General features: G+C 66.2%; 12 protein-coding genes. 6 read left to right on the top strand and 6 right to left on the bottom strand.

Going from position 1 to position 18,223, the window contains the following annotated elements; genetic code table 11:
• Positions 1 to 77 precede the first annotated feature (77 nt).
• Positions 78 to 770: a YoaK family protein gene (locus ABFO07_RS32160; RefSeq protein WP_059806317.1), complete on the top strand. Its 693-nt coding sequence runs from the start codon at positions 78 to 80 to the stop codon at positions 768 to 770.
• Positions 771 to 892: 122 nt separating this feature from the next.
• Here the strand turns inward: ABFO07_RS32160 and ABFO07_RS32155 are convergent, their stop codons facing one another.
• On the bottom strand, positions 893 to 1,579 hold the full coding sequence (locus ABFO07_RS32155) for a hydrolase (RefSeq protein ID WP_059566811.1): 687 nt from the start codon (positions 1,577 to 1,579) through the stop codon (positions 893 to 895).
• A gap of 294 nt (positions 1,580 to 1,873) precedes the next feature.
• Here ABFO07_RS32155 and ABFO07_RS32150 point away from each other — a divergent pair, with 294 nt between their 5' ends.
• Genes ABFO07_RS32150 through ABFO07_RS32130 form a run of 5 tightly spaced genes read left to right on the top strand, consistent with a single transcriptional unit; the run spans position 1,874 to position 6,909 of the window.
• Positions 1,874 to 2,161, top strand: a complete 288-nt coding sequence (locus tag ABFO07_RS32150) for a XapX domain-containing protein (RefSeq protein WP_059806321.1) — start codon at positions 1,874 to 1,876, stop codon at positions 2,159 to 2,161.
• The gene (locus ABFO07_RS32145) at positions 2,158 to 4,047 is read left to right on the top strand and encodes an amidohydrolase (protein ID WP_059880671.1); all 1,890 of its coding nucleotides are present in this window, start codon (positions 2,158 to 2,160) and stop codon (positions 4,045 to 4,047) included. The genes ABFO07_RS32150 and ABFO07_RS32145 overlap by 4 nt, the downstream gene beginning before the upstream one ends.
• Complete coding sequence (locus ABFO07_RS32140; RefSeq protein ID WP_230944751.1) at positions 4,047 to 4,514, top strand: DoxX family protein; 468 nt, start codon at positions 4,047 to 4,049, stop codon at positions 4,512 to 4,514. Before ABFO07_RS32145 ends, ABFO07_RS32140 begins: the two co-directional genes overlap by 1 nt.
• 41 nt (positions 4,515 to 4,555) lie before the next feature.
• Entirely contained in the window at positions 4,556 to 5,482 is a 927-nt protein-coding gene (locus ABFO07_RS32135; protein ID WP_059880673.1) for a VOC family protein, read from the top strand.
• A 56-nt stretch (positions 5,483 to 5,538) separates the two neighbouring features.
• Entirely contained in the window at positions 5,539 to 6,909 is a 1,371-nt protein-coding gene (locus tag ABFO07_RS32130; protein WP_124490657.1) for an alginate export family protein, read from the top strand.
• Positions 6,910 to 6,982: 73 nt separating this feature from the next.
• Here the strand turns inward: ABFO07_RS32130 and ABFO07_RS32125 are convergent, their stop codons facing one another.
• The 5 genes from ABFO07_RS32125 to ABFO07_RS32105 all read right to left on the bottom strand — a co-directional run bounded on the left by ABFO07_RS32125 (position 6,983) and on the right by ABFO07_RS32105 (position 18,110).
• A complete protein-coding gene (locus ABFO07_RS32125; protein WP_347469914.1) occupies positions 6,983 to 7,795 on the bottom strand; it encodes an EAL domain-containing protein in 813 nt (270 codons plus the stop codon).
• Positions 7,796 to 7,859: 64 nt separating this feature from the next.
• Positions 7,860 to 8,183 (bottom strand): H-NS family nucleoid-associated regulatory protein, encoded by a 324-nt coding sequence (locus ABFO07_RS32120; protein WP_059566807.1) that lies wholly within the window; start codon positions 8,181 to 8,183, stop codon positions 7,860 to 7,862.
• 71 nt (positions 8,184 to 8,254) lie between these two features.
• Positions 8,255 to 8,761: a hypothetical protein gene (locus ABFO07_RS32115; RefSeq protein WP_063899416.1), complete on the bottom strand. Its 507-nt coding sequence runs from the start codon at positions 8,759 to 8,761 to the stop codon at positions 8,255 to 8,257.
• 238 nt (positions 8,762 to 8,999) lie between these two features.
• Positions 9,000 to 9,692, bottom strand: a complete 693-nt coding sequence (locus ABFO07_RS32110) for an OmpA family protein (protein ID WP_347469913.1) — start codon at positions 9,690 to 9,692, stop codon at positions 9,000 to 9,002.
• Between the two features lie 90 nt (positions 9,693 to 9,782).
• A complete protein-coding gene (locus ABFO07_RS32105) occupies positions 9,783 to 18,110 on the bottom strand; it encodes an ESPR-type extended signal peptide-containing protein (protein ID WP_347469912.1) in 8,328 nt (2,775 codons plus the stop codon).
• Positions 18,111 to 18,223: the final 113 nt, after the last annotated feature.

Genomic DNA, 18,223 nt, shown 5'->3' with positions numbered 1-18,223 from the left:
CGACGGGTCGCCTATCCTCGGCGTGCCAGCCCGGCACCCACCGAACCGCCGACCACCAGGCATCACCAGGAATCACCATGAACGACACCCGACTGCCCGTGCTGCTGAGCTTCAACGGCGGCTTCGTCGATACCGCGGGCTTTCTCGCGCTGCAAGGGCTCTTTACCGCACACGTGACCGGCAACTTCGTCACGCTCGGCGCGACGCTCGTGTCCGGCACGTCAGGCGCGATCGCGAAACTCGCGGCGCTGCCCGTGTTCTGCGTCGCGATCGTGCTCGCCACTGTCTGCGCGAACCGGCTGAACGCACGCGGCGCCGACGCGCTGCGCGTGATGCTGCTCGCGCAGGCCGCGCTGCTGACGGGCGGCGCGGCGCTCGCGGTATCCGTCGGGCCGTTTCCCGACAGCGATGCGCTGCCCGCGCTCGCGACCGGCATGACGCTCGTCGTCGCGATGGCCGTGCAGAACGCGCTGCACCGCCTGCATCTGTCCGACGCGCCGCCCACCACGCTGATGACGGGCACCGTCACGCAGATCATGATCTCGCTCGGCGAGCGCATCGGTTCGCACACGCCGCGCAAGCCGGGCGACGATGCGCGCCTGCGGAAGATGGCCGTCAGCGTCGCCGCGTTCGCCGCCGGTTGCGGCGCGGCGGCCGGCCTCTATCTGGCGGCCGGGCTGTGGTGCCTGTTCCTGCCGCCGCTGCTCGTGATGATCGGCCGCGCGTGCAGCGTTGCACCGGGCAGCGCGCCCGACAGCACGCCGCGCTGATTGCTCCCGTCTCCCGCCGCGCGCCTCGCGCCGCGCGGCGATAAAAAAAGCTGCCGCGTCGCCGACGCGGCAGCTTCTTCACGTGTTCACGGTTCGAGCCGGGCGAGCCCGGCCCGCCGTCCTTACTTCGCGTGCACCGCCGGGATGATCTCGTGGGCGTTCGCGGTACGCTGCTTCGCCTTGTGCACCATCGTGTACGCGTAGTCGACGCCGATCCCGTACGCGCCCGAATGCTCCTTCGCGATCGCCATCACGGCGTCGTAGGTGCCGCGGCGCGCCCAGTCGCGCTGCCATTCGAGCATCACCTGCTGCCAGGTCACCGGCACGACGCCGGCCTGAATCATGCGCTGCATCGCGAAGTCGTGCGCTTCCTTCGTCGTGCCGCCCGATGCGTCGGCCACCATGTAGATCTCGTAGCCGCCTTCGAGCATCGCGCACAGTGCGAACGTGTTGTTGCACACTTCGGTCCACAGGCCCGACACGACCACTTTCTTGCGGCCGTTCTTCGCGAGCGCGTCGCGCACCTTCTGGTCGTCCCACGAGTTCATCGAGGTCCGCTCGAGCAGCGGGTGATCCGGGAACACGTCGAGCAGCTCCGGATACGTGTAGCCCGAGAAGCTCTCGGTCTCGACGGTCGTGATGATCGTCGGGATGTCGAAGGTTTTTGCCGCCTTCGCCAGCGCGACCACGTTGTTCTTCAGCACTTGCCGGTCGATCGACTGCACGCCGAATGCCATTTGCGGCTGCTGGTCGATGAAAATCATCTGACAGTTGTCCGGGGTAAGTACTTCGAGTTTCGGGTTGCTCATGTTGACTCCATCCTCTCAATCATCAAAACGTTACGGGCAGGCCGGCTTTCGCCGCATAACCGATGCGTCGGACGCACGGCAAGCGTGTGTCGCCGCATCGGCGCCGCCGAGCTTTTCGGCGTCTTTTTCATGCTAGCAACGTCCGGCTGAAATATCCTTAAATCTCCTTAATTCACCCGCGATGCACGGCGCAAGCGCGCATCGCCTGCCTACAATGCAATCGTCGCGGGGCATGCCGCACGCGCATTCCTGCCTTTCGCCTCATTCGTCCACGCACCGCCCGAGGATCCACCCATGAAGATCTATGTCCTGTCGTTGCTCGCCGGCCTGCTGGTCGGCGTGATCTACAGCCTGCTGCACGTCCGCTCGCCCGCGCCGCCGCTCGTCGCGCTGGTCGGCCTGCTCGGCATCCTCGCCGGCGAGCAGGTCGTGCCGGTTGCCAAGCAGATGCTGTCGGGCACCGCGTTCCACACGGCATGGCGCGAATCGAAGTGCAATCAGCATATGTTCGGCGCATTGCCGGGGCGCGACGCGAATGCCGCCACCCAGGTCGCCAGCCAATCCACGGAGAACCGTACATGACCACGTCCAGCCCGAAATCGCCCGACATCATCCTGCGCAACGGGCGCTTCACGACCCTGAACCCGTCGCGCCCGACCGCGAGCGCGGTCGCGATCACCGACGGCGTCTTCTCGGCCGTCGGCGACGACAGCGAAGTGATGGCCCTCGCGGCCGGCCACACGGAAGTCGTCGATCTCGGCGGCCGCTCGGCGCTGCCGGGCCTGATCGACAATCACCTGCACATCATCCGCGGCGGGCTGAACTTCAACATGGAGCTGCGCTGGGACGGCGTGCGCTCGCTCGCGACCGCGATGGACATGCTCAAGCACCAGGTGGCGATCACGCCGGCGCCGCAATGGGTGCGCGTGGTCGGCGGCTTCACCGAGCACCAGTTCGTCGAGAAGCGGCTGCCGACGATCGAAGAACTGAACGCGGTCGCGCCCGATACGCCGGTGTTCATCCTGCACCTGTACGACCGCGCGATGCTCAACGCCGCCGCGCTGCGCGTGGTGGGCTACACGAAGGACACGCCCGAGCCGCCGGGCGGCGAAATCGTGCGGGACGCGCACGGCAACCCGAGCGGCCTGCTGCTCGCGAAACCGAACGCCGCGATCCTGTATTCGACGCTCGCGAAAGGCCCGAAGCTGCCGCTCGAATACCAGGTGAACTCGACGCGCCACTTCATGCGCGAGCTGAACCGCCTCGGCGTGACCGGCGCGATCGACGCGGGCGGCGGCTTCCAGAATTATCCGGAGGACTACCAAGTCATCCAGCAGCTCGCCGACGCGAAGCAGCTGACGATCCGCCTCGCCTACAACCTGTTCACGCAGAAGCCGCAGCAGGAGAAGGACGATTTCCTGAACTGGACCAGGACGTCGCGCTACAAGCAGGGCGACGACTATTTCCGCCACAACGGCGCGGGCGAGATGCTGGTGTTCTCCGCGGCGGACTTCGAGGATTTCCGCCAGCCGCGCCCGGACATGGCGCCGGAGATGGAATCCGATCTCGAGGACGTCGTGCGGATCCTCGCGCAGAACCGCTGGCCGTGGCGCATGCACGCGACCTACGACGAGACGATCAGCCGCGCGCTCGACGTGTTCGAGAAGGTGAATCGCGAGACGCCGCTCGCGGGCCTCAACTGGTTCTTCGATCACGCGGAGACGATCTCCGAGCGTTCGATGGATCGCATCGCGGCGCTCGGCGGCGGCGTCGCCGTGCAGCACCGGATGGCGTACCAGGGCGAGTATTTCGTCGAGCGCTACGGCGCGAAGGCCGGCGAGGCGACCCCGCCCGTCGCGAAGATGCTGTCGAAGGGGCTGAAGGTGTCCGCGGGCACCGACGCGACGCGCGTCGCGAGCTACAACCCGTGGGTGTCGCTGTCGTGGCTCGTGACCGGGCGAACCGTCGGCGGCCTGCGCCTGTATCCGCAGGCGAATTGCCTCGACCGCGAAACGGCGCTGCGGATGTGGACCGAGAACGTCACGTGGTTCTCGAACGAGGAAGGCAAGAAAGGCCGGATCGAAGTCGGCCAGCTCGCCGACCTGATCGTGCCCGACCGCGATTTCTTCGCATGCGCCGAGGCCGACATCGCCGACACGACGTCGCTGCTGACGGTGGTGGGCGGCAAGGTCGTCTATGCGGCAGGCCCGTTCGCCGGCCGCGACGCGCCGCCGCCGCCCGCGATGCCCGACTGGTCGCCCGTGCGCGCATTCGGCGGCTATGCCGGCTGGGGCGCGGCAGGCGGCGACGGCCAGCCGCTGCACCGCGCGGCCGCGCAGATGTGCGGCTGCGCGAGCGCGTGCGGCGTGCACGGCCATGCGCATGCGCGCGCGTGGTCGAGCGAGGTGCCGGCCTCCGACCTGAAATCGTTCTGGGGTGCGCTCGGCTGCGCATGCTGGGCCGTCTGATGAACGGCATCGTCCGCCGGATCGACGCGCACGCGGCCGCGCTGCTGCGGCCGCTGGTGCAGAGCCGGTTCGTCCGCTGGCTGGGCCTGCTCGGCCTGTGCTCCGCCTACCTGCAGGGCGGCCTGCACAAGGCCGGCGATTTCGGCGCGGCCATCGCCGAGATGCGGCACTTCGGCGTCGAGCCGGCCGCGCCGGTCGCGGCGCTGGTGATCGCGGTCGAGCTGGTCGCACCGCTGCTGATACTCACCGGCGTGCTGCGCTGGCTCGGCGCCGGCGTGCTCGCGGGCTTCACGCTGTTCGCCGCGAGCGTCGCGAACGCGTTCTGGCACGCGCCGCCGGATGCCCGCTTCGGGCTCACTGCCGCGTTTCTCGAACACGTCGGGCTCGCATGCGCATTCGCGCTGGTTGCGCTGCACGACCTGCATGAGCGCAGCGTGCCCACTCCCCCCGACACCGGCTCCCGATAGCCGGTTCATCCTCTAATGCCAACACCATGTCGAACCAGGTAATGAAACAAACTTCGATGAAACTCAAGACGCTCGTGCTTTCCGCCGCACTCGGCCTCGCCGTGTCGATCGGCACGGCGGGCGTCGCGCACGCCGCGCAGCCGGCCCGCCCCGCGCCGACCGTCGCCGTCGCGCCGCAATTCGATACGACCCACGTGTACGTCGCGCCCGAGGACGTCGACCGCTTCGTCGCGAGCTTCCTCGCGACCTTCGGCGGCAAGAGCACGCCGCAGGTCGTCGCGACGGTCACGCCGACGCCCAGCTCGACCACGTCGCAACTGCTGCAGACGCCGGTCGGCACGGTGTCGCTGTTCGGCTTCAAGACGCCCGTGCCCTATCCGTTCGGCGCGGAACGCACCGGCTACCTCGTGAGCGACATCGACCGCGCGATCCGCGATGCGCGGGCAGCCGGCGCGAGCGTGCTGGTCGAGACGTTCCCGGATCCCATCGGCCGCGACGCGGTGATCCAGTGGCCGGGCGGCGTCAACATGCAGCTCTACGTCCACACGACGAAGCCCAACTACGCGCCGTTCGAACGCGTGCCGGAGAACCGCGTCTACGTGCCCAGCGACGTCGCGAACGCGTTGATCCGCGGCTTCGCGCGCTTCTCGCACGGCAAGGTGGTGTCCGATGTCGCGCAGGCGCCCGGCGTCGAGATCGGCCGGCCCGACGACCACTATCGCCGGGTGCGGATCGAATCGCCGTTCGGCAAGATGGTCGTGCTCGTGACGGACGGCCGCCTGCCCTATCCGTACGGCCGCGACACCACCGGCTACGAAGTCGCGAACCTGGCGGAGACGCTCGACAAGGCGAAGGCCGCGGGCGTGACCGTGCTCGTGCCGCCGTATTCGGCCGATGGACGCGACGCCGCGATGGTGCAATTCCCCGGCGGCTACGTCGCCGAGATCCACCAGACGGCGCAGCCGTGACGCGCACCGCCGCGCGGCTCTGCGCATCGCTCGTCGCGCTGTTGCCGCTGTGGCCGATGGCCGCCGCCGCGCAGGAAACCGACGCGCCGATCGTGCCGGACGACCTGCCGGCGCAGCGCCCGGCGATCATGACGAACCGCTGGCAGGAACGCTGGTATGCGCTCGCGAACCCGGCCTTGCGCACCGAGCCGCTCGACAGCCTGAAGTACATCCGGCTGTCGGCCACCGATCCGTACAGCTACGTGTCGCTGGGCGCGGTGCTGCGCGAGCGGTTCGAATCGTCCGACGCGGGCAATTTCGGCGTCGGGAAGACGGCCGGCGATTCGTACCTGATCCAGCGTTTTCGCTTCAACGTCGACGTGCACCTGAACCGGCACGTCGAGCTGTACACCGAGTTCGAGGATGCGCGCGCGTTCGGCAAGAACACCGTGACGCCCGTCGACAAGAATCCGCTCGACCTGCGGCTCGCGTTCGTGTCGTTCGTGCAGCCGTTCGATGCGGGCACGTTGAAGGTCCGCGTCGGGCGGCAGGATTTCCTGTTCGACCTGCAGCGCTTCGTGTCGTCGCGCGATGGCCCGAACGTGCGGCAATCGTTCGATGCGGTGTGGGCGAACTGGGTGAGCGGCCCGTGGCGCGTGATCGGCTTCGTCAGCCAGCCGGTGCAGTATCGCGACGTCAAGGCGTTCGACGATACGTCGAACCCGGGCATGCGGTTTCATACGATCCGGATCGAACGCCAGGTGTTGGGAAAGAACGAGCTCTCCGCGTACTACTCGCTGTACGAGCGCGACAACGCACGCTATATCGGCGCACGCGGCAACGAACGCCGCAACGTGTTCGATGCGCGCTTCGCGGGCGCGGCCAGCGGCATCGATTGGGATCTCGAAGCAATGGGGCAGACGGGCAGCGTCGGCCCCGAGCGCGTGCGCGCGTGGGCGGCGGGTTCGCGCGTCGGCTACACGTTCGCCAAGGCCGCATGGTCGCCGCGCGTCGGATTGCAGATCGACGCGGCGTCCGGCGACCGGCATCCGGGCGACGGCACGCTCGGCACGTTCAATCCGCTGTTTCCGAACGGCTACTACTTCACGCTCGCGGGTTTCACCGGCTATTCGAACCTGATTCACGTGAAGCCGTCGATCACGGTCAAGCCGCTGCCGAAGCTCACGCTGCTCGGCGCGCTCGCATTCCAGTGGCGCGCGACGACGGACGACGCGGTCTACACGCAGCCCGCCACCCCGGTCGCCGGCACCGCCGGGCGCGGCACGCGCTGGACGGGGGCATATGCGCAGGTGCGCGCCGACTATACCTTCAACAGCCACCTGACGGGGGCCGTCGAAGGCGTCTACTATGCGGTCGGCGACACGATCCGCGCGGCGGGCGGCCACAACAGCGAGTACCTGGGCGTCGAGCTGAAGTTCGGGTGGTAAGCGCGCGGCCACGCGGGAAGGACTCGCCAGCCGGCGCCGGGTCGGCCGCTTTCCATTCGGGGCTGCCGGCCCGTCACGTTCCGGAATGGCGTCCGTCGCACCTGATCTCGGCCGAAGGCATGCCGAACAAGTAGCCCTGTGCGAGCACATCCGGAAATTGCCGGATCCAGTCCAGTTGACGATCGTTCTCGACGCCTTCGACGACGACCGACAGACCGAGCTTGCGCGCCATCTCGATCATGCTCGCGACGATCAGGCAAGGTCGCGCGTCATGCGGGATATCCTCCAGCAGCGAGCGATCGATCTTCACTCCGCTGAGCGGATATCGCCACAAGTTGACCAGCGACGCATATCCCGTGCCGAAGTCGTCCATGACGATCCCGACGTTCATCGCACGCAACGCATCGAGCTGGGCCATCACGTGATCGGCGTGCTCCAGCGTGGCCGTTTCCGTCATTTCAAGAATCAGCCGCTCCGGCGGAACATCGAAACGCCGAAGGACGGAGCGAATCGCATCGGGCACCCCGCCTGCCGTCAGGCAAACCGCTGAAAGGTTGACGGATATGGGAAGGCGGTGGCACGGTCCGCTCCCGATCTTGAGCGTGCGACACACCTGCTCCAGCACGACTTCCGTGATGCGGAGAACGAGCCCCGTCCGCTCCGCCGTTTCGATAAATGCCCCGGGCGTCACCAGCCCTCTCACGGGGTGCCGCCAGCGGATCAGCGCCTCGTGCGACACCACCCGGTTCGACGCGACGTCGACAACCGGCTGGTACACGACGAAAAACTCATGACGCAGCAGCGCGATGCGCAGATCGTCGTGGAGACCGGCATCCGTACGCTGCTGCGTGCTCACGCCGTCGGCGTGACATGGGTCGCTGTGCATCCCGCCTCCGCTGTTACAAAGTCCGCCAACGCCCGGCCGTTGCAATCGGGCCAGTGGCCGCGATTCATTGCGATTCGTCGTTCCGGCGCAGCGCGTCGTCGACATGATCGATCCGGAATTGCTCGGGATCCTTGCCCACCAGCCAATGCGGCGTGCGCCCTCTCCCGGACCACGTGGCGCCCGTTTTCGGATCCCAATACTTCGGCTTGACCGACACGCGAACGCGCCGATTCCGACCTTGCTGCGCGAGGGAGCCGCGAATGACACCGCTCTCCGCGAGCAGCTCGACGACGCGTTCCGCGATCAGGCGCGCCTCCTGCTCACGGGCGACCTCGATTTCCATCTTCAGCTTTTCGAGTTGATTCAATAATTCGCGATACGTATTCATGGCCGTTTCTCGTCGATACGCGTCTGCCGAGGCTCACGCCGCCCGGCGCTGTCTTACCTGCACCACCCGCTCTACCGCGCCATGCCCCAGTTGAATCCGACCTGCCTGCGGATGATCAGGCAGCTCGGTGGCGAGTCGACGAGCGTCACGGTTTCGCGCGGCCGGGCCGGATTCACGTAGACGGTCACGGCCTTGACCAGCTGCGTACCGCTGTAACCGGCCAAGGTCGAACGCGCGACCGCCTTGCACGGCGTCGGCGCGCTGGAAATCCGCTCGACCATGATCGTGCAGCCGCCCGCCGGCGATGGCGCCGTTGTCAGCGACAACACCGCGGACGCGTCCGGGTATTCGAGCCCGGATAGCGAGAACATCGGCTCTCCATCCGGATTGCCGCGATCCCAGTCCAGCGCGACATCCGTATGCTTCGTTTGCGCGAACATGCGATCGGATATCTGAGAAACCGCTGCCAGGCAGCGTCGCGCACCCACGGCGCGTGCCGCCTGTGCGAGTACCGTTTGGGGGAGATCTGGCGTCGTCGACGGCACCATCGAACCGGATTGGGCGATGGCCACCTGCATGGAAACTCCCGTCAGCGCACCAATGCCGCATGCCACCTTCAGGCATGCGGCATACCATGATTTCGCCAAAGGGCGTCGTGCACGCGAATTCGAAATGAACATGGCTGGACTACTGCTTCGATAAAAAGGGGGCATCCCGTGACGCCCCAACCACCACGGCACAGCTGCTCATCAAGGAACCTGACGCGAGGCCACCAAGTCGCTCCCTGCGATAAACCGATGCCTTTCCGGCAACCTGCTACGACCTGCCGATATCCATCAGCACTTCTACCCGACGATTCTTCCCGCGCCCGGCTTCGGTCGCATTCGAATCGACCGGATTTTCCTTGCCGTATCCGTGACTCACGAAGCGTTCCGCCTTGAGCCCGCGCGCCTGGAGATACGTCGCGACGGCGCGTGCGCGACGCTCGGAAAGATCCTGGTTGTACGCGTCGGATCCGAGCGAGTCGGTATAGCCGTTGACGGTCACCGTGCCGATCCGCGCACCGCGAACCTGATTGATCAGGTCATCCAGCCGCGCCCGTGCGGCAGGCTTCAGCGTGTCCTTCGCCGTATCGAAGTTCGCATCGGCACTCAGCGACACGATTTTCGGCAACGATGATGTGGATGGCGTAACGACAGGCTCGGCCGGCGAAGCCTGCGCCTCAGCGCCGCATTGGAACGTGATGCTCCGGTCATCGGGCTTTCCGTCGGTCGTGACGCCCAGGCGAGATTCGGCGGACAGCATCCTGACCGGCTGCCCTTTGCAGATCTCGTCCGCCTGTTTCCGACAAGCGCCCGGCCCTTCGAGGAGACCATGGCAAGTCACGCGATAGGCCGCCTCACCATTGGGTAACGTAAGCATGTAATTCGAATAAGTCGGCCCCGATGCGCTCGTGCATCCGGCGAGCAACGCCAGACCGAACAGAATTACGGATTTTCCAGTAGACATGACGTCCCTCACTCTTGTTGTTTCACGTTCGCCCATGCCTGGGAAGCACACCGCGACGCGCATGGCGTCCCGATGCGTCCCGTCGCTCGCTTACCACTGGTAGCCGACACCCACGCCGTACGTGTAACCCGCACTGCCGCCGCCGACTCCACCTTTCAGCTTCAGGTTGTCCGTGAGGCGCGCGGTGAACCCGATCGCAACGGCGCTGTAGCCTTGATAACTCGCGCTGCCAATCCCGACGGCAATCGTCTTGCCCGCGTCCACCTCCGGAATCATCGTCAGCGCGGTGGCGGCCGCAACGCCTGCATACGCCTTGCGAGCCACATCGTTGACGCTGGACTGCACGGCGCCCAGCTGCGACACGTTCACCGCGTCCGTCGGGTTGACGCCTGCCGCGACATTCGTGATCCGACGCTCGCTGCCGGGCGCACCGACCGATACCGTGTTTGCCTCGGTCGCCATCGAGTTCGCGCCCAGCGCCACCGCCCCCGGCGCCATCGCCGCTGCACCCTGGCCGATCGCCGTGGCGTTGCTGCCCGACACCAGTGCCTTGGCACCGATCACGGTCCCGCCATCGCTGTTCGCGCTGGCGCCGTTGCCCAGTGCCACGGAGTTGGCTTGCGATGCGATCGCGTTTGCGCCGATTGCGACCGCATTCGTTCCGGTTGCGCCCGTGTTGTCGAAATTCCCTTGCTGCGAGCCGGCGTCGTTCACGCTGACGTAATGGGCGGTGCTACCCGTCGATGCAGTGGACAGGCGACTGATGCTCGTCGACAGCGACGTGATCAGCGTGGTGCTGGTTCCCTGGCTCGTCGACAGCGACGCGATATTCGACATCGTCGACGTCGACAGGCTGTTGATCGCCTGGATCGTCGTGTACAGCTGCGAGCCGTTGACCGCGTCCGTGCTGCTCGCCGTTACCCGGCCGGCTGCCACGTTGGTGATCTGGCGTTCCGCGCCCGGTGCGCCCACGCTGACGACGCTGACCGGTGTCGCACCGGCGAACGTGTAGCTCGCGCCGCCGATCGTCGCACTTGCCGTCGGGTTCGCCGCCGCCGTCGTCGAACCCGAACCCAGCGCAACGTCGCCCGCGTTGTTCGCCACCGCATTCGGGCCGATCGCCACCGAATCGGCGCCGAGCGCCTGGCTGTCCGGCAGCGTCGAATTCGCGTGGAAGTACTTGATGCCGCCGCCGTTGACGATGTTGTTGACGGTATTGCCAAGGCTGTCGACCGCCTGATTGGTCGCGTACAACTGCGACCCGTTGACTGCATCGGTGCTCGTCGCCGAGGCCCTGCCTGCCGCCACGTTGGTAATTTGGCGCTCCGCGCCCGGTGCGCCCACGCTGACGACGCTCGTCGGACTTGCGCCGGCAAGCACATGCGTCGTGCCATTGATCGTCGCGCTGGCGGTCGGGTTCGCTGCCGCCGTCACCGAGCCCGAGCCCAGCGCCACGTCGTTCGCGTTGTTGGCCACGGCGCTCGAGCCCAGTGCGATCGAACCCGCGCCCGCTGCCGTCGATGTATTGCCGAGCGCGACGGAACCCGTCCCCGTCGCGACGTTGGCGTTGCCCAGCGCGACCGCGCCCTGGCCGTTCGACGTGTTGTTCGCCCCCATCGCCACTGCGCCCGTGCCGGTTGCCACGTTCGGATCGCCGATCGCGACCGCGCCGTCGCCCGACGCCGTGTTGCCGACCCCGATCGATACCGCCTTGCCGCCCGTCGCCATCGCGCTCTGGCCGATCGCGACCGCGCCGCCCGAGTTCGCATTCGCGCCGTCGCCGACCGCCACGCTGCTCGCGCCTGCCGCCGTTGCGTTCGTGCCTGCGGCCAGTGCGTTGATGCCGGTCGCGCCGTCGTTGTTGTAGTTGCCCTGCTGCGTGCCGTTGTCGTTCACGCTGTAGTAGTGCGTCTTCGATGCGTTCAGCGCTGTCGAAAGCGAGCTGAAGCCGGTCGAGGTCGACGTCGACAGCGAGGCGACGCTGCTATTGGTCGTGCTCAGGCCGGTGGACAGCGAGCCGATGCCGGTCGAGGTCGACGTCGACAGCGAGGCGACCGTGCTGTCGGTTGTGCTCAGGCCCGTGGACAACGAGCTGATACCGGTCGAAGCCGACGTGGACAGCGATGCGATCGAGCTGGTGGCCGCGCTCAAACCCGTCGACGTGGACGTCGACAGGCTGTTGATCGCCGTGTTCGTCGCGAACAGCTGCGAGCCGTTGATCGCGTCCGTGCTCGTCGCCGTCACCTGGCCTGCTGCGACATTCGTGATCTGGCGTTCCGCGCCTGGCGTGCCGATGCTCACGACGCCCGTCGGATTGGTGCCCGCGTAGTTGTACGTCACGCCACCGACCGTGCCCGACGCCGTCGGATTGGCCACCGCCGTCACCGAGCTCGAGCCCAATGCCACGTCGTTCGCGTTCGTCGCCATCGCGCCCTTGCCGATCGCGACCGAACCGCTCGCGCCCGAGTTCGCGCCGTCGCCGACCGCCACGCTGCTCGCACCCGCCGCAGTCGCGTTCGTGCCCGCGGCCAGTGCGTTGATGCCGGTCGCGCCGTCGTTGTTGTAGTTGCCCTGTTGCGTGCCGTTGTCGTTCACGCTGTAGTAGTGCGTCTTTGCTGCGTTGATCGCCGTCGAGGTCGAGGTTGAGAGCGACGCGATCGAGCTGGTCGCCGTGCTCAACCCCGTCGACGTGGACGTCGACAGCGAAGCCACCGTGCTGTCAGTCGTGCTCAACCCCGTCGACAACGAGCCGATGCCGGTCGAAGCCGACGTGGACAGCGATGCAATCGAGCTGGTCGCCGTGCTCAACCCTGTCGACGTGGACGTCGACAGCGAAGCCACCGTGCTGTCAGTCGTGCTCAACCCCGTCGACAACGAGCCGATGCCGGTCGATGCCGACGTGGACAGCGATGCAATCGAGCTGGTGGCCGTGCTCAACCCTGTCGACGTGGACGTCGACAGCGAAGCCACCGTGCTGTCAGTCGTGCTCAGGCCCGTCGACAACGAGCCGATGCCGGTCGAAGCCGACGTGGACAGCGATGCAATCGAGCTGGTCGCCGTGCTCAACCCTGTCGACGTGGACGTCGACAGCGAAGCCACCGTGCTATCAGTCGTGCTCAGGCCCGTCGACAGCGAGCCGATGCCGGTCGAAGCCGACGTGGACAGCGATGCAATCGAGCTGGTTGCCGTGCTCAACCCCGTCGACGTGGACGTCGACAGCGAAGCCACCGTGCTGTCAGTCGTGCTCAGGCCCGTCGACAGCGAGCTGATGCCGGTCGAAGCCGACGTGGACAGCGATGCAATCGAGCTGGTCGCCGTGCTCAACCCCGTCGACGTGGATGTCGACAGACTGTTGATTGCCGTGTTCGTTGCGAACAGCTGCGAGCCGTTGATCGCGTCCGTACTCGTCGCCGTCACCTGGCCCGCTGCAACGTTGGTCACCTGACGCTCGGCGCCGGCTGCGCCGACGCTGACGACGCTGCTCGGCGTCGCACCAGCGAACGAGTAGCTTGTGCCGCCGATGGTCGCGCTCGCCGTCGGGTTCGCCGCCGCCGTGACGGAGCCGCTGCCGAGTGCGACGTCGCCGGCATTGTTCGCAGCGGCGTTCGGGCCGATGGCGACCGAATCGGTGCCGAGAGCCTTGCTGTCCGGCGCAGTCGAGTTCGCGTGGAAGTACTTGATGCCCTGGCTGTTGATACTGTCGATCGCGGCGCCCACATTGTTGACGGTACTCGTCGTGCCGTTCGCGTTGTACGTGGTGTACGACGGCGCGGAAATCGTGCCGGTCGCCGGATTGTAGGTCGCACCACCGCCAAGCGCCGCAGCGGTGCCGCTGCCGAGGTTGTTGGTGGTGGAGACAGCGGTGCTCAAGCCCGTCGACAGCGAGCCGATGCCGGTCGAGGCCGACGTGGACAGCGATGCGATCGCGCTATTGGCCGACGAGATGCCGGTCGAAGCGGAGGTCGACAGTGACGTGACCGTGCTGTTGGTGGTCGACAGCCCCGTGGACAGCGAGTCGACACCACTTTGCGCCGTGCTGATCCCCGTCGACGCTGATGTCGACAACGACGTCACCGTGCTGTTGGCCGTGCTCAACCCCGTCGACAGCGAACCGATGCCGGTCGACGTCGAGGTCGACAGCGACGCGATCGAACTGTTGGCCGACGAAATTCCCGTCGAAGCCGACGTCGACAGCGACGTCACCGTGCTGTTGGTCGTGCTCAACCCCGTCGACAACGAACCGATGCCGGTCGACGTCGAGGTCGACAGCGACGCGATCGAACTGTTGGCCGACGAAATTCCCGTCGAAGCCGACGTCGACAGCGACGTCACCGTGCTGTTGGTCGTGCTCAACCCCGTCGACAACGAACCGATGCCGGTCGACGTCGAGGTCGACAGCGACGCGATCGAACTGTTGGCCGACGAAATTCCCGTCGAAGCCGACGTTGACAGCGACGTCACCGTGCTGTTGGTCGTGCTCAACCCCGTCGACAACGAACCGATGCCGGTCGATGTCGAGGTCGACAGCGACGTGATCGAACTGTTGGCCGACGAAATTCCTGTCGAAGCCGACGTCGACAGCGACGTCACCGTGCTGTTGGTCGTGCTCAACCCCGTCGACAGCGAACCGATGCCGGTCGACGTCGAGGTCGACAGCGACGTGATCGAACTGTTGGCCGACGAAATTCCTGTCGAAGCGGACGTCGACAACGACGTCACTGTGCTGTTGGCTGTGCTCAACCCCGTCGACGTGGACGTCGACAGGCTGTTGATCGCAGCGTTCGTCGCGAACAGTTGCGAGCCGTTGATCGCGTCGGTGCTCGTCGCCGTCACCTGGCCCGCTGCAACGTTCGCGATCTGGCGTTCGGCACCGGGCGCGCCCACACTCACGACGCTCGTCGGGTTGGTGCCCGCGTAGTTGTACGCCACGCCACCGACCGTGCCCGACGCCGTCGGGTTCGCCGCCGCCGTTACCGAGCCCGAGCCCAGCGCCACGTCGTTCGCGTTGTTGGCCACGGCGCTCGAGCCCAGTGCGATCGAACCCGCGCCCGCTGCCGTCGATGTGTTGCCGAGCGCGACCGAGCCCGTCCCCGTCGCGACGTTGGCGTTGCCCAGCGCGACCGCGCCCTGGCCGTTCGAGGTGTTGTTCGCCCCCATCGCCACTGCGCCCGTGCCGGTTGCCACGTTCGGATCGCCGATCGCAACCGCGCCGTCGCCCGACGCCGTGTTGCCGACCCCGATCGATACCGCCTTGCCGCCCGTCGCCATCGCGCTCTGGCCGATCGCGACCGCGCCGCCCGAGTTCGCATTCGCGCCGTCGCCGACCGCTACGCTGCTTGCGCCTGCCGCAGTCGCGTTCGTGCCCGCGGCCAGTGCGTTGATGCCGGTCGCGCCGTCGTTGTTGTAGTTGCCCTGCTGCGTGCCGTTGTCGTTCACGCTGTAGTAGTGTGTTTTCGATGCGTTCAGCGCGGTCGAAAGCGAGCCGATACCGGTCGAGGTCGACGTGGACAAGGATGCGATCGCGCTATTGGCCGAGGAAATACCGGTCGAAGCCGACGTCGACAGCGAAGTAACCGTGCTGCTGGTGGTCGACAGCCCGGTGGACAGCGAATTGACGCCACTTTGCGCCGTGCTGATGCCGGTCGAAGCCGAGGTCGACAACGACGTCACCGTGCTGTTGGTCGTGCTCAGGCCCGTCGACAGCGAGCTGATGCCGGTCGAGGTCGACGTGGACAGCGAAACGATCGAGCTGGTGGCCGTGCTGATACCCGTCGAAGCGGACGTCGACAGCGACGCAATCGAACTGTTCGCCGACGACAAGCCCGTCGAGGCCGACGTCGACAACGTATTGATCGCCGTGTTGGCCGCATAGAGCTGCGAGCCGTTGATCGCATCCGTGCTGCTTGCCGTTACACGACCTGCTGCCACATTGGTGATCTGCCGCTCGGCGCCCGGTGCGCCTATGCTGACGACGCTGCCCGGCGTCGTGCCGGCAAACGAATAAGTCGCGCCGCCAATGGTCGCACTTGAAGTCGGGTTGGCTGCAGCGGTGACTGAACCGGAGCCGAGGGCGACGTCGCCGGCGTTGTTCGCAACGGCATTCGGACCGATCGCGACCGAGTTGGCGCCGAGCGCCTGGCTGTCCGGTGCAGTCGAGTTCGCATGGAAGTACTTGATGCCCTGGCTGTTGATGCTGTCGATCGCGGCACCGACGTTGTTGACGGTGCTCGTCGTACCGTTCGCGTTGTACATCGTGTACGACGGCGCGGAGACGGAGCCGGTGGCCGAATTGTAGGTCGCGCCGCCACCAAGTGCAGCAGCGGTGCTGTTGCCGAGGTTGTTGGTGGTGGAGACAACCGTGCTCAAGCCGGTCGACAGCGAGCTGATACCGGTCGACGTCGACGTGGACAGCGAGGCGACCGTGCTATTCGTCGTGCTCAACCCCGTGGACAGCGAATTGACTCCACTCTGCGCCGTGCTGATGCCGGTCGACGTGGACGTCGACAGTGACGCCACCGTGCTATTCGTCGTGCTCAGCCCCGTGGACAACGAATTGACTCCACTCTGCGCCGTGCTGATGCCGGTCGACGTAGACGTCGACAACGACGCCACCGTGCTATTCGTCGTGCTCAACCCCGTAGACAACGAATTGACTCCACTCTGCGCCGTGCTGATGCCGGTCGAAGCGGACGTCGACAACGATGCGATCGAGCTGTTCGCCGACGACAAGCCCGTCGACGTGGAGGTCGACAGAGAAGCGACGCTGCTGTTGGTTGTGCTAAGGCCGGTTGACAACGAGCCGATGCCGGTCGAGGCCGACGTGGACAGCGACGCCACCGTGCTGTTGGTGCTCGACAGCCCCGTCGACAACGAAATGACACCGCTTTGCGCCGTGCTGATGCCGGTCGACGCGGACGTCGACAGCGACGCGACGGTGCTGTTCGTCGTCGAAAGCCCGGTCGACAGCGAGTTCACGCCGCTTTGCGCCGTGCTGATGCCGGTGGACGCGGACGTCGACAGCGACGTGACGGTGCTGTTCGTCGTCGAAAGCCCGGTCGACAGCGAGTTCACACCGCTTTGCGCCGTGCTGATGCCGGTGGACGTGGACGTCGACAGCGACGTGACGGTGCTGTTCGTCGTCGAGAGTCCGGTCGACAACGAGTTCACACCGCTCTGCGCCGTGCTGATGCCGGTCGACGCGGACGTCGACAGCGACGTGACGGTGCTGTTGGTCGTCGAAAGCCCGGTCGACAGCGAGTTCACGCCGCTTTGTGCCGTGCTGATGCCAGTGGACGTGGATGTCGACAGCGACGTGACGGTGCTGTTCGTCGTCGAAAGCCCGGTCGACAGCGAGTTCACGCCGCTTTGCGCCGTGCTGATGCCGGTCGACGCGGACGTCGACAGCGACGTGACGGTGCTGTTGGTCGTCGAAAGCCCGGTCGACAGCGAGTTCACGCCGCTTTGCGCCGTGCTGATGCCGGTGGACGCGGACGTCGACAGCGACGTGACGGTGCTGTTGGTCGTAGAAAGCCCGGTCGACAGCGAGTTCACGCCGCTTTGCGCCGTGCTGATGCCAGTGGACGTGGAAGTCGACAGGCTGTTGATCGCGGTGTTCGTCGCGAACAACTGCGAGCCGTTGATCGCATCCGTGCTAGCTGCTGTTACACGGCCGGCAGCGACATTCGTAATCTGGCGCTCCGCACCTGCCGCACCAACACTCACCACGCTCGACGGTGTTGTCCCCGCAAAGCTGTACGTCACGCCGCCGACAGTACCCGTCGCTGTCGGATTGGCGGCAGCCGTCACCGCGCCGGAACCCAGTGCGACATCGTTCGCGTTGTTCGCTTTCGCACTCGCGCCCAACGCGACGCCGTTCGTTGCAAGCGCGGAAGCCGTATCACCGAGGGCAACACTGCTTTGGCCCGATGCAGTCGTCACGTATCCCAATGCCATTGCGTGGACCCCAGATGCTGTCGTCTGGTTGCCAACTGCTATTGCTGCAACACCACTTGCTATTGACTGCGCCCCCAACGCAGTTGCTTGGAGATTCAACGCTTGCGCCCCACCGCCAATGGCAGTCGCGTTCCCCCCGGTGGCTGTAGCCTGATTCCCGATTGCAGTCGCCGCATTTCCACCATTAGCGACTGCAGCATTGCCGATCGCGATGCTCAATTGCGTACTTGCAACCGGCGGACTCGATCCATTGCCACCGATTGATATCGAACCAGCCTGGTTCCCGGGCGTAGTCCCCGCACCCGCCGAATACTGCGCCGACACATAAGGCGAAACCACAAGCATCGCCGCAGCAACCGCAGCAACCGCCGACTTGTTCGGCTTGCCCCGCGCCGAATCCAGTTCCGAAGCCGCAACCCACGCGCCAAGCGCCTCATTCCAAATGGTTCGGTATGACTTGTTCATCTGATCTACCTCATCGGCGCGCGTCACGTCTCACGCGTATTACTGCGCTGCTCGTATCGGCCTTATTTTGTGGCAGTGCGAATTACAGCTGCCACGACGGTTATCTTTAAGCG

This window comes from Burkholderia stagnalis, from assembly GCF_039848545.1.
GTDB classification, from domain to species: Bacteria; Pseudomonadota; Gammaproteobacteria; order Burkholderiales; family Burkholderiaceae; genus Burkholderia; species Burkholderia stagnalis.
Note: the sequence above shows the minus strand (reverse complement) of the source record. Positions and strands in the feature narration are given on the sequence as shown.

Bases quoted from the DNA above. Each gene is read 5' to 3' on its own strand.
- ABFO07_RS32160 (WP_059806317.1), top strand. From the start codon at position 78: ATGAACGACACCCGACTGCCCGTGCTGCTGAGCTTCAACGGCGGCTTC.
- ABFO07_RS32155 (WP_059566811.1), bottom strand. From the start codon at position 1,579: ATGAGCAACCCGAAACTCGAAGTACTTACCCCGGACAACTGTCAGATG.
- ABFO07_RS32150 (WP_059806321.1), top strand. From the start codon at position 1,874: ATGAAGATCTATGTCCTGTCGTTGCTCGCCGGCCTGCTGGTCGGCGTG.
- ABFO07_RS32145 (WP_059880671.1), top strand. From the start codon at position 2,158: ATGACCACGTCCAGCCCGAAATCGCCCGACATCATCCTGCGCAACGGG.
- ABFO07_RS32140 (WP_230944751.1), top strand. From the start codon at position 4,047: ATGAACGGCATCGTCCGCCGGATCGACGCGCACGCGGCCGCGCTGCTG.
- ABFO07_RS32135 (WP_059880673.1), top strand. From the start codon at position 4,556: ATGAAACAAACTTCGATGAAACTCAAGACGCTCGTGCTTTCCGCCGCA.
- ABFO07_RS32130 (WP_124490657.1), top strand. From the start codon at position 5,539: ATGGCCGCCGCCGCGCAGGAAACCGACGCGCCGATCGTGCCGGACGAC.
- ABFO07_RS32125 (WP_347469914.1), bottom strand. From the start codon at position 7,795: ATGCACAGCGACCCATGTCACGCCGACGGCGTGAGCACGCAGCAGCGT.
- ABFO07_RS32120 (WP_059566807.1), bottom strand. From the start codon at position 8,183: ATGAATACGTATCGCGAATTATTGAATCAACTCGAAAAGCTGAAGATG.
- ABFO07_RS32115 (WP_063899416.1), bottom strand. From the start codon at position 8,761: ATGCAGGTGGCCATCGCCCAATCCGGTTCGATGGTGCCGTCGACGACG.
- ABFO07_RS32110 (WP_347469913.1), bottom strand. From the start codon at position 9,692: ATGTCTACTGGAAAATCCGTAATTCTGTTCGGTCTGGCGTTGCTCGCC.
- ABFO07_RS32105 (WP_347469912.1), bottom strand. From the start codon at position 18,110: ATGAACAAGTCATACCGAACCATTTGGAATGAGGCGCTTGGCGCGTGG.